Here is a 10,371-nt window from a genome sequence, read left to right on the forward strand (position 1 = left end):
ATGTCCGGATCCACCCATACAACTACACAACTGACGATGTCGAGCTACCACACGACGCGACCGGCCCCTCGACACACAGCAAGCAGCCGCGACATCGTAGCGGTCCGCCACGTCGGCGCCGGATGTGTTCTCCAGGTGTCGGTTACGTTGGTGGTCGTGTCGATGTTGAAGGGCGCCAATGTGGTGGTGCCGGTATCCTCGGTCCGGGTCGAATTGGGTTGGCAGGGTGGTGCGGGAGTTCCGGACGCGGATTCCTCGGCGTTGCTGCTGGTGAACGGCAGAGTCCGGTCGGACGACGATTTCGTCTTCTACAATCAGCCGGCGCATCCCTCCGGAGCAGTCCGGCACGAGGGTAAACGGTCGGGACCGACCGTGGTGGATGTCCTGACCGCCGACCTCGCCCGGGTGGAGCCCGATGTGGACACCATCGTGATCGCGGCTTCGGCGGACGGCGGCACTTTCGGGCAGTTCAGTGGCCTGCACGTGCGGGTTCTCGATGCGGTGAGCGGCGGCGAGGTGGCCCGGTTCGACAGTGTCGATGCCACGCGGGAGACGGCGTTTGTTCTGGGTGAGCTGTATCGGCGGCAGAGTGCCTGGAAGTTCCGGGCGGTCGGTCAGGGATATGCGTCCGGGCTCGCCGGGCTCGCCACCGATTTCGGGATTTCGGTCGACGAGGAACCCGTGGCCGCCGCGCCGCAACACCCGCCGCAGCCCGCGGCCCCGGTTCCACCACCTCCGGCGCAGGTCCCGGTGCCGGCCCAGGCTTCCGACGTTCGGCCGCCGGTGCCGAATCCGCCTCCCGCGCCGCCCGTCAGTATGCGGAAACTCTCGCTGACGAAGGAGGCGCCGGCGGTTTCGTTGAACAAGGCGGGCGCTACCTCGGGGCTGATGCGGGTGAACCTGAACTGGTCGGTGCCAGGCGGAAAAGGGCTGTTCGGTAAGCGCCGGAATGCTGCTGCGGCACTCGACCTGGACCTGCGCTGCCTATGGGAGATGCAGAACGGGGCGAAGGGCATCATCCAGCCGATGGACAACTCCTTCGGTGCCCTCGACCGCGTGCCCTACATTGCGCTGGGCGACGACGACCGCAGCGGTTCGAACAAAGACGGCGAGAACATGTTCATCGATCTCGGCCATCTCGCGGAATTCCGAAGGATCCTGGTGTACGCGACTCTTTATTCCGGCGCCGCCGATTTCCGAGGTGTGACCGCCACGGCCACGCTGTATCCGATCGGCGCCCCACCGATCGAGATCCAGGTCGGCGGCTGCGTGGACAATTCCAAGAACATGGCCCTGGCCGTTCTCGAGAACATCGGCGGTGAGCTGGTGGTGCGCCGAGAAGGTCGGTTCATTCCGCCGTCGCCGGACCCGCAGATATTCGGCAATCAATCGGTCGACCTCGCCTACAACTGGGGGATGACCTGGCATCGGATCGACGGCAAGAGCTGATGTCCTGACCGCAGGGTTCCCGGTTGGGAAAGGTGGACGACCGAGGTGATCGAAGCCGAGGTAATCGAATTTCGTAGGTGTGGCGTGTGCAGTCCGAGAAAGGACGTCGATCGGGCGTGTTGTAAGGGCTCCGCCGAATGTCCGGTCTGCGCTGAGCTCTGGAGGTGAAGCCGCGGTGCTGGTTGTTGTGCGCGGCCGGTTGCGTATCGGCGGCGATGGCGGCTCGTGCCCTGGCCTCGGCGCCGTCCTCGGCGTGCAACAGCCCGAGATAGATCTCGGTGCCGGACTCGGGCGCGAGAGTGGCGAGCGGTTGCCAGTGGGCGCGCCGGGTCCAGGTTGCGACGGTGGCGAACTGCTCGGCCGGGTCCGTTATCGCGCGGTGACCGGTCGATACCTGCCGGAGGCGATCGAATTGCGAGGCTCGATGTGTGTCTGCGGTATCGGAGGGGACGTGGTGATGGTGACACCGGGCCGATATCCTGTCCATATTGTGGGGAGGTCGACCATGGACGATGCTCTGCAAACACCGCATCCGAGAGCCACCGCAGACTTGGAACTCCGTCCGTGGTCGTTGTCCGCCGCAGACCTCGAACTCGTCAGGGAAGCCTCTGCCGACGATCTGATTCCGCTGAGCACAGTGTCGGCGGCCTTCTCGCGTAGGGCCGCAACGCGGTTTGTCGAACGGCAGTGGCAGCTGGCGGCCGATCGAACCGGATACCCGATGGTGATCGCCCGGCGCCGGGACAACACACCGTTGGGAAGTATCGGCTTGTGGTTGAGAGATATCGACGAAGGCCGCGCATCGCTCGGTTACTGGGTGGTCCGCTCTGCTCGCGGCCATGGCGTTGCCGCGCATGCTCTGGCGGCGACGGCTACCTGGGCGCTGGAAGAGCTGCATATCCCACGGCTCCAGCTCTATGTCGAACCTTGGAACCGCGCGTCGATCCGCACTGCGGAAAGAGCCGGCTTCGAATGCGAAGGACTCCTCAGATCGTGGCAGAAGGTCGGTGGTCGACGCCGGGATATGTTCATGTACGCGCGCCTGGCAATGGAAATCTCCGCCGAGACGGATGGGGCTTGCGGCGATTAGACCTCGATGGCCGATTTTCGGCGGTCGAGGGTGATCGTGAATCTCTTTCCCTGCCGAGCCCGTGTTCGCAGGCCCCGGCGGTGTAGAGAGGTACTCGATTCACGGTCGATTTCCGCGACCTCGCTTCTGAAATTGCTCGAGACTATGCTTGGTCTGCATTTGTACGCACCACCAGTGGATGAATCCGCTCGAAAACATCTGATGAATCGCTCCCCCTCTCCATGAGAGGACCGTCCGATGGGTTTTGCAGAGAGACGCCGGTTCCGGCGCGATCCGTTGGGATTTCTCGAGAATCTGCGTCGTACCAGCCCGGTCGAGGTGTTCGGGCTGCCGTGGGGCGGGTGGTGTGTCGGCGATACGGGTCTGGCGCTGACGGTGTTGAGTGACCGAGCTTTCAATGCGGGGAAGTCCGGGTTCTTCGGTTCTATGCTGCCGTCGCGGTCTGCTCAGGTGGATTTCGGCCGCGCGGTGCGCGCGATTCTGCGGACGTATACGCCCGAGTATCGCGAGTCCTTGGCGGCGGTGATGACCGAAATGCCCTCCGTCACCCGCTGGCCCGCAGCGGGGGTCGCGCTGGTGTACCGGTGCACCGCGAACGTGTTGCTACACCCCGATGGTTCTCCCGAGTTGCGGCGGTTACTGGAGCGAAATGCACGCGTGGGCGCGCTGCGCCCGGCCGGGACGGTGCAGCGGGCGCGAGCGCAACTACTACGCGCCGAGCTGTCCACCGCGCTGAACGAGCAGATCCGGGACCGGCGCAGCGCCACCGGCCGCATTGCGGAAGCCGAACCACGGGATCTGATCGATGCCGTGATCGGCGCCTGTCCCGACGACCTCGCCGATACGACGGTGGCCCAACTGTACGGGCTGATGTTCCGGTCCATTGTGGGACCGCTGGGCTACTCGCTCGCGTGGTCGGTGCTGCTGGGCAGTCTCTATTCTCCCGGCTCACCATGGCCATGGCCTGTCGACCGGGTGGTACGTGAGGCTCTGCGGTACCGGCCGGTCTCCTGGATGGTCAGCCGTCCCGTCCCGTATCCAGCCGAGTTCGGGGGAATCGCCTTCCGGACCGGTGACCTGTTGTCCGTCAGCCCCTACCTTCTTCATCACGACAAAAACCGCTGGACCAGGCCCGGGGCATTCCAACCCGACCGCTGGATTCGGCCGAGCGGACACGGTCCATTCGTTCCCTTCAGTTCCGGCCCCTTCACCTGCGCCGGCGCCGCGGTCGCCCACGATCTGGTCACCGATGCGGCCACCGCCCTCATCGAGAACACCTCTCTGTGCGTCATCGGCGGCGGTGATACCCGCCCGATCGTGACCAATGCGGCAATCCCGCGGCCGTTCACCCTGCGGCGGACCCCCACAAGCCTTGTCCACGCCCGACCGAGCCCCAGGAAGGAGGTGACATCATGATCAAGGCATTACGGTTCATCTTCACCAACAAGCCGACCCGTACCTGGAACCCGGCCGAATACGGATGATTCTGCTACCGGCTGGATGGCTCGCACACCGTCCGCAGTACGAGAGCCACCCAGTCGGCGTCCCACCGGCGTATTCGGGTGATACTTACTTCATCGGCTCGGATACGGAGTGACCGGGCGTACCGAACCGGCTCGGGCGGTGTCCCGGCCGCTTCGACCACAGTCTCCCGACCGTGTAGCAGCCCCGATAGTCGGTCGCGCCGAATGCGGTCACCACCTCGACGACGCCTTTCGTGTGGGCACGGGATTTGCGCACAGGCTCGGTTCGACGTGATTGGTGCCCAGCTGCTTTCCGCACGCGTCCGCCGGGGCCCGAGCCTCGTCCAGCGGCCGACTCGACCACTCCTTCACTGGTCGAGTGCGGCGTAGAACCGGGTGCTTCAGAGGGTCGACACTATGCAACAGCGATGGTGGGTGTGGATTGCTGCGTTCCTGACGACACTGGGAATGTGCGCTGTGTTCGCATGCAGTAATGGCCTCCGACCCGAGAGCGCTCCTCCCGGCCCGGCCACACCCTCCCGGGTGGGGGTGCCCGTGCTGGTCGCGAAGATAGACAACAGTCCGCAGGCACGGCCACCGGTAGGGCTCGCAGCCGCGGATGTGGTCTATGTCGAGCCGGTCGAGGGTGGTCTGAGCCGGTTGGCAGCGGTGTTCTCGACCGACAAACCCCCGGTGATCGGACCTGTCCGGAGTGCGCGGGAAACGGATCTGACGCTGTTGGACCAGTTCGGTAACCCGACGTTGGCATCCTCTGGTGCCGCACCCGAGCTGGTTGCCGCCGTCGATCGCTCGGCGCTGCAGAACGCCTCGGCCGAGCGGCAACCTGGCGCCTACTTCCGCGACTACAGTCGCGACGCTCCGCACAACCTGTTCGTCCGCTCGGATCAGTTGCCCGTGGGCGGCGGCTGGCCGCAGGCTTCGCAACTGCACTTCGGCCCTGCGCCTGCCGGTGGCGGGTCCACGCAACATCAGGAAGCGCGGTATCCGGACACGGTGATCGGTTTCGACTGGTCACCCGGCTATGACCGATGGCTGGTGTCCATGGACGGTGCCGCCTACACCGGTGCCGATTCCGGACAGCTCATGGCAAGTACGGTCGTGCTGCAGAGTGTGCAGGTGTACGACTCGGCCGTCAGCGATATCGCGGGCAGCGTCTCACCCCTGGCCCAGACGACCGGTAGCGGTCGGGCGCTCGTCCTTCGCGACGGTCGAGCGTTCGAGGCCGAGTGGTCCCGGCCCTCCCCACAGGCGGGCACAACCTATACAACTCCCACCGGTACAGCCATCCCCTTCGCGCCGGGGCAGGTCTGGACAGTCCTGATCCCAGCGCAGCTCTGGTCACCGGCGGCGTAAGCACTGCGAGCGATATCGTCGCCGCTGCGGCCATCGCTTCGCACATATTCTCAGCGCGACTGTTCGTGCACCTGTGGGTGCGTTCAGCTGTGGCTCGGTGGCGTTTCCCGGCGCAGACCGGTGACCTGTCTTCTCGGAACGTAAAGGGTCCATGGCTTGTCCCGGCGTTCGGGCAGCGTCACCGACAGGATCAGCACGGCGAGCGGCAGGCCGATCGCGATGGCGCGAAGAACGATCCGGCCGCCCCAGCGGCGCCGCACCTTCATATCGGATAACTATCATGGTGGTTGGGCTGGGAAAGGAGGTGACGATGCTGACTCGCACGTGGATCCGCTGGCTGCTCCTCCACGGCCTGTCCCGGTTCTATCTGCGGTGGGCGGCGCGTCGGGGAGACCCGCTCGCGCAGATCGTCTTCGGCCAGGATCGTTTGCTGGGCGCGTCCCCGTTCATCGAGGAGATCCGGCGGCGGGGCCGTCTGCCCAAACTGTCGGGAGCGTATGTCACCGCGGACTACGAACTGTGCCGTCTCATCCTGCGAGACAAACGCTTCGGCGTGCTCACACCCGACCATCCCGTCATTCCGAAGCCGATCCGCTGGATATTGGCCAAAACGGATCAGGGTCTTCCCGACCTCACGGAACCGCCTTCGATGCTGGCGACCGATCCGCCGGAACACACCCGGTACCGACGTCTGGTGGGGTATGCGTTCAGCCCGGAAGCGATCCGCAGATTGGAGCAACGGGCCGTCGAAGTCACCGACGAACTGCTCGAACGCCTGGAATCGAAGCCGCGACCGGACCTGATCGACGACTTCGCCGCACAGGTACCCGTGGCGATCATCGCCGAGATTCTCGGGTTCCCCGCCGATATGCAGCCGACCATGCTGAAGTGGGGTTTCAACAGTGCGCCGCTGGTCGACCGGGCCCTGCCCTGGACCACGTATCGGCAGGCCGTGGAAGAGTTGGCCGAGGTAAAACAGTACTTCGACCGACGCATCGACGAGCTCACCGCGGAGTCGGCCGATGACCTGCTCACTGTGCTGGTGACCAGCGGCGAACTCGACCGCCGCGAGCAGATGGCGAACGCGGCCCTGCTGCTGGACGCCGGATTCCTGACAACGGTGAACATGCTCGGCAACGGAATCGCACTGCTGACAAGTCATCCCGATCAGCTGGCACTGTTGACGGCGGAACCGGATCTGTGGCCGGTCGCGATCGAGGAAATCCTGCGCTATGACTGTCCCGTGCGGATGACCGGTCGGATCGCCAACCACGATGTCGACATCCTCGATCAGCACATCGAACGGAATTCCCTGGTCCTGCTGTCATTGGCGGGCGCGAACTACGATCCCGGCGTGTTCCCCGATCCCGAACAGTTCGATGTGACCAGAACCAACGCCGCGGATCACCTCGCGTTCAGCACCGGGATACACGGCTGTCTGGGATTCCGGCTCGCCCGTATGGAAGGTGTCATCGCGCTGCGGACCCTTTTCGAGCGATATCCGGATCTACATCTGGACGGACCGCCGATCCCGCGACACCTCGTGAACCTGCACGCCTACCGCTCCATGCCCGCCGAGCTCACTACCGGCTAGCCGGACAGGCGCACCGGTGGCGCGCCATGCTCATCCGGTATTTTCCAGCCGGGCCACCGCGTTGTCGGTGAGCCACCGGGCCTCACCCTCGTTCATCGCATTCGCCGCGTACCCGACGCTGAGGTCGAGGCCGCCGAGTTGCCGAATGGCGATCACGAACAATGACGGACCGAGCAGGTCGAGCGAGACGATCCTGGTGACATCCTCGAGGGTATAGGCCCCGTAGTCTGTCCGAAGTCCGGAATCGGCCACCGTGGTGACAGCGAGCCCGTCGATACGCCCGTGGTTCCGGATCGTCGGGCCGGCTTCGTGCCGATACACCTCGAATCCGGGAAACTTCATGATCGAGGCGGACTCGTGGTCCTTGGCCAGCACGGCGATCAGCTTGAACGAGGCGTCACGGGCGGTTGCCCAGAAGTCGTCGGTGATCGGGTGCGCGGTCCGCAGGATGTCGACATAGCAGCCGTAGGTGTCCGGCGCCAGCGCGAGTCCACTGAGGCGGCGGAGGTCGACGGTGGTCAACACGGTCATGGCGTCGAGCCGGTACCGCGCGCGTACGGCGAACAGGAATGCTGCCGTTACCGCACCGTGAAGCGTCGTCCTGTTGGTTTTGACGGCTCCCTCCAGCGTTGCCGTTGTTCCCGGTTCGAGGTGACGCGTCAGTACCCGCGTTTCCTTCTTCGGGTCGGGGACCTGCTGCGCGGGTAGCCGGATGGCCGCCGTATAGGCGGTCTCCCTGCCGGTTCGAGCGCGATGAGGCGAGCCGGCTTCGATCGGCGGGGGCAGGCCGGTGCGGACCGGCGATTTCTGCTGCGTCGTGGCCGGATCGGCGAGGAATTCGAGAAGTTCGCGAACGAATATGTTGGCGGATCGGGCGTCGAGCGTCGCATGGTCGGCGCAGACGACGATGTGATTGCGGGCAGCGTCCGGCGACTGCCGCACCAGCGTTATCCGCACGCGTGGATGGTTGCCCTTCCGGATGGGTGTGTGGATACCGGAGGCGAGAACCTTTTGCCAGGCGTCGGGGTCGGTGTCGTCGAGCACCTCGAACGGGATCGCCGTGGTGCCCTCGGTGTCGAACCAGGGCCGGCGATGGGCGAACGGCGGCAAGCGGTGCCAGATGATCTTGCCGTAACGGATATGGGCGCGCAGGATCGGGTGCTGGGTCTGCAGCCAGGAGAGTGCGCGCTCCACCAGCGCTGGATCGAGACGGCCGCGTATGTGCAACACCTGTGCGGCGATCAGCCCGCCCCGGGTGTGCAAATGGTTGAGCAGTTGTTCCTTTTCGCCCAGCGGGCGCGTTTCACCCAAAGCCGCCCTCCCATCTTTTCGGGATTTCAGGTCGCGATTAAATTGGCTGGTATGCCTACCACGCAAGGGGCGTAGCCGATGAACGGTATCGAAGAACCGATAATCGAGTATATCTCCGCAATGGTGGCCGAAATGGGCGGATTGCCGGTCCATCGCGAGACCCCGCTGCTCGAGGCCGGATTGCTGGACTCCATCAGCCTGGTAAAGCTGGTGCAGTTCCTCGAGAAGAGATTCGAGATCAGCATTCCGGATACGGAGATACGGGCGGAACTGTTCGAATCACCCGCGGAAATAGCGGCGTATGTCACGCAGCGAGCGGCTCAGTCTGCCTGAGGCTCGACCAACCGCGCGCGCAGCACCTTGCCGGCCGGGCTGCGCGGCAGTGCGTCGACGAACGTGATCTCGGCGGGCACCTTCTGAACCGAGAGCCGCTCCCGGGCGAAGCGGATCAACGCATCGGCCGATACCTTCCCCTCTTTGACGACGAACGCGATCAGCCGATTGCCCATGCGCCGGTCCGCGAGACCCACCACGGCGGCTTCGGCGACGGCGGGCGAGCTCATGAGCGTCTCTTCCACCTCGACCGGGTCGATCTTGTAGCCGGATACCTCGATCAGCAGTTTGCTGCGGCCCCGGATGAAGATGCGACCTTCCTCGTCGAGCGAGGCGAGATCGCCGGTCCGGAACCAGCCCTCGTCGAAGGCCCGGGTATCAGCCACCGCATCGTCGAGATAGCCCCGCATGAGCGAAGACGATCTTATTTCCATCTCGCCGACGGACGGGCCGAAGTCGGTGTCGAACGCCGCGATGCGGACCCGGGCGTCGCCTGCCGGCCTGCCCACCGAGTCCCAGCTCGAGTCGGGATCGGGGGAGTCGTTGTGCGAGAACATGCCCGCCTCGGTGGATCCGTAATCCTGTCGGAGCGTGATACCGAGGCGTCGGCGAACCGCTTCGAAGACCGGGCGCTTGAGGGCGGCGCCGCCCGAGAATGCCAGGCGCAGCCCGAGATCGAAACCACCGCCCTGCCCGGCGACGATTTCGTACATCGCCGGAACGGCACCCATGAAGGTGACATGCTCGCCGACCATGGTGTCCAGCAGCTTCCCGCGCGAGAGCGCCAGCGGCATGGGATCGCTCCAGTAGAGCGTCGTCGCTCCGCCGGCGACGGCCTGCGTAGCGCCGAGCAGGAATCCCATCGCGAAGTTGCCCGGCAGCATATCGAGAACGATATCGTCGGGCTGCAGGTCCCAGGCGGTGCTGGCTCTTTCACTGTCGGCGAGGAGTTCGGCATGTGTGTGCGGCACCACCTTGGGCGAGCCGGTCGAGCCGGACGAGAAGAGGTAGAGCGCCGGAGTCGCGCCCGGCAGTTCCGGCAGCCGAGCGGTGGCGCTTCCCTCGGGCAGGGCATCGGTCAGGAACAAGGGAAGGCCGGGGGCCGCGTCGGCGATCAGCAGCTCGGCGGCGGTGGCGAGGCCGGGAGTCGAGACGACGGCCGCTGGTCCGGTCCGTCGCGCGAGCGTGGCGCGCTCGGATCGCGTGGCTGTCTCGCTCAGCGGCATCGCGACGGCGCCGACGGCGAAGAGCGCATGGGCGGTGACGAAGAGATCGGGCGAGTTCGGAATCAGCAGAGCGACGGGGGCGCCGATCTCGATGCCATATTCCATGAAGCCGACAGCGAGCCGGCCGATCCGCTCGACCAGGGCGGCGTAGGGCGTAAACGTATCGCCCTGCCGCAAGCCGCTGGTGACCGGTGCTTTCGCGGTCAGCGTGAGCAGATTGTCGTAGATCATCTCTACTCCGCGGGGTCGCCCCCTCTACCGGTAAGGATAGGAGTGACGTACAGCACCTACAAGGCGTCGGCAGTGGTTTCGTCGACGATTCGGGTCGGCGAAGCGGGCCGGGCCCGGCATTTGCTCGTCCACTTCGACCACATCACCGATCGGGACGATTCGGGGCTGCGGCCCGGGGGATGAGACGAGTCGGCGCTGATCGGTGATCCGCGCGTGGTGCACCCAGTTGGGTCCCGATACCGCAACGTGCGGCGCGCGCATACCGGACTGCCCCTTTTCCCCACCTACACTCCCCCGAAT

The 10,371-nt window shown here is 65.3% G+C and carries 10 protein-coding genes; 7 read left to right on the forward strand and 3 right to left on the reverse strand.

Features of this window, described 5'->3' with window-relative positions:
- The first annotated feature begins 162 nt into the window (after positions 1–162).
- The 4 genes from ACWCPQ_RS08175 to ACWCPQ_RS08190 all read left to right on the forward strand — a co-directional run bounded on the left by ACWCPQ_RS08175 (position 163) and on the right by ACWCPQ_RS08190 (position 5,376).
- Positions 163–1,449, forward strand: a complete 1,287-nt coding sequence (locus ACWCPQ_RS08175; protein ID WP_449896239.1) for a TerD family protein — start codon at positions 163–165, stop codon at positions 1,447–1,449.
- A gap of 505 nt (positions 1,450–1,954) precedes the next feature.
- Entirely contained in the window at positions 1,955–2,539 is a 585-nt protein-coding gene (locus ACWCPQ_RS08180; protein ID WP_449896111.1) for a GNAT family N-acetyltransferase, read from the forward strand.
- A gap of 237 nt (positions 2,540–2,776) precedes the next feature.
- Positions 2,777–3,955 (forward strand): cytochrome P450, encoded by a 1,179-nt coding sequence (locus ACWCPQ_RS08185; RefSeq protein WP_449896113.1) that lies wholly within the window; start codon positions 2,777–2,779, stop codon positions 3,953–3,955.
- 590 nt (positions 3,956–4,545) lie between these two features.
- Entirely contained in the window at positions 4,546–5,376 is an 831-nt protein-coding gene (locus ACWCPQ_RS08190) for a DUF3048 domain-containing protein (protein WP_449896115.1), read from the forward strand.
- Between the two features lie 83 nt (positions 5,377–5,459).
- Here ACWCPQ_RS08190 and ACWCPQ_RS08195 read toward each other — a convergent pair whose 3' ends face one another.
- Positions 5,460–5,642 carry a hypothetical protein gene (locus ACWCPQ_RS08195; RefSeq protein ID WP_449896117.1) on the reverse strand — a complete coding sequence of 61 codons (183 nt, stop codon included), beginning with the start codon at positions 5,640–5,642 and terminating at the stop codon, positions 5,460–5,462.
- Between the two features lie 44 nt (positions 5,643–5,686).
- Here ACWCPQ_RS08195 and ACWCPQ_RS08200 point away from each other — a divergent pair, with 44 nt between their 5' ends.
- Positions 5,687–6,970, forward strand: coding sequence for a cytochrome P450 (locus ACWCPQ_RS08200; RefSeq protein ID WP_449896119.1), 1,284 nt, complete (start codon positions 5,687–5,689; stop codon positions 6,968–6,970).
- A gap of 30 nt (positions 6,971–7,000) precedes the next feature.
- Here the strand turns inward: ACWCPQ_RS08200 and ACWCPQ_RS08205 are convergent, their stop codons facing one another.
- A complete protein-coding gene (locus tag ACWCPQ_RS08205) occupies positions 7,001–8,347 on the reverse strand; it encodes a phthiocerol/phthiodiolone dimycocerosyl transferase family protein (RefSeq protein WP_449896120.1) in 1,347 nt (448 codons plus the stop codon).
- A 12-nt stretch (positions 8,348–8,359) separates the two neighbouring features.
- Between ACWCPQ_RS08205 and ACWCPQ_RS08210 the strand changes: the two genes are divergently transcribed.
- Positions 8,360–8,614, forward strand: a complete 255-nt coding sequence (locus tag ACWCPQ_RS08210; protein WP_449896122.1) for an acyl carrier protein — start codon at positions 8,360–8,362, stop codon at positions 8,612–8,614.
- On the opposite strand, the gene ACWCPQ_RS08215 is transcribed toward ACWCPQ_RS08210, so the two are convergent.
- Complete coding sequence (locus ACWCPQ_RS08215; RefSeq protein ID WP_449896123.1) at positions 8,602–10,071, reverse strand: class I adenylate-forming enzyme family protein; 1,470 nt, start codon at positions 10,069–10,071, stop codon at positions 8,602–8,604. The two genes, ACWCPQ_RS08210 and ACWCPQ_RS08215, sit on opposite strands and share 13 nt — an antisense overlap.
- A 42-nt stretch (positions 10,072–10,113) precedes the next feature.
- On the opposite strand from ACWCPQ_RS08215, the gene ACWCPQ_RS08220 reads away from it, so the two are divergent.
- Positions 10,114–10,254, forward strand: coding sequence for a hypothetical protein (locus ACWCPQ_RS08220; protein WP_449896125.1), 141 nt, complete (start codon positions 10,114–10,116; stop codon positions 10,252–10,254).
- Positions 10,255–10,371 lie beyond the last annotated feature (117 nt).

It is taken from the genome of Nocardia sp. NPDC001965 (assembly GCF_053594175.1).

Bases quoted from the DNA above. Each gene is read 5' to 3' on its own strand.
- ACWCPQ_RS08215 (WP_449896123.1), bottom strand. From the start codon at position 10,071: ATGATCTACGACAATCTGCTCACGCTGACCGCGAAAGCACCGGTCACC.
- ACWCPQ_RS08185 (WP_449896113.1), top strand. From the start codon at position 2,777: ATGGGTTTTGCAGAGAGACGCCGGTTCCGGCGCGATCCGTTGGGATTT.
- ACWCPQ_RS08210 (WP_449896122.1), top strand. From the start codon at position 8,360: ATGAACGGTATCGAAGAACCGATAATCGAGTATATCTCCGCAATGGTG.
- ACWCPQ_RS08175 (WP_449896239.1), top strand. From the start codon at position 163: ATGTTGAAGGGCGCCAATGTGGTGGTGCCGGTATCCTCGGTCCGGGTC.
- ACWCPQ_RS08180 (WP_449896111.1), top strand. From the start codon at position 1,955: ATGGACGATGCTCTGCAAACACCGCATCCGAGAGCCACCGCAGACTTG.
- ACWCPQ_RS08200 (WP_449896119.1), top strand. From the start codon at position 5,687: ATGCTGACTCGCACGTGGATCCGCTGGCTGCTCCTCCACGGCCTGTCC.
- ACWCPQ_RS08195 (WP_449896117.1), bottom strand. From the start codon at position 5,642: ATGAAGGTGCGGCGCCGCTGGGGCGGCCGGATCGTTCTTCGCGCCATC.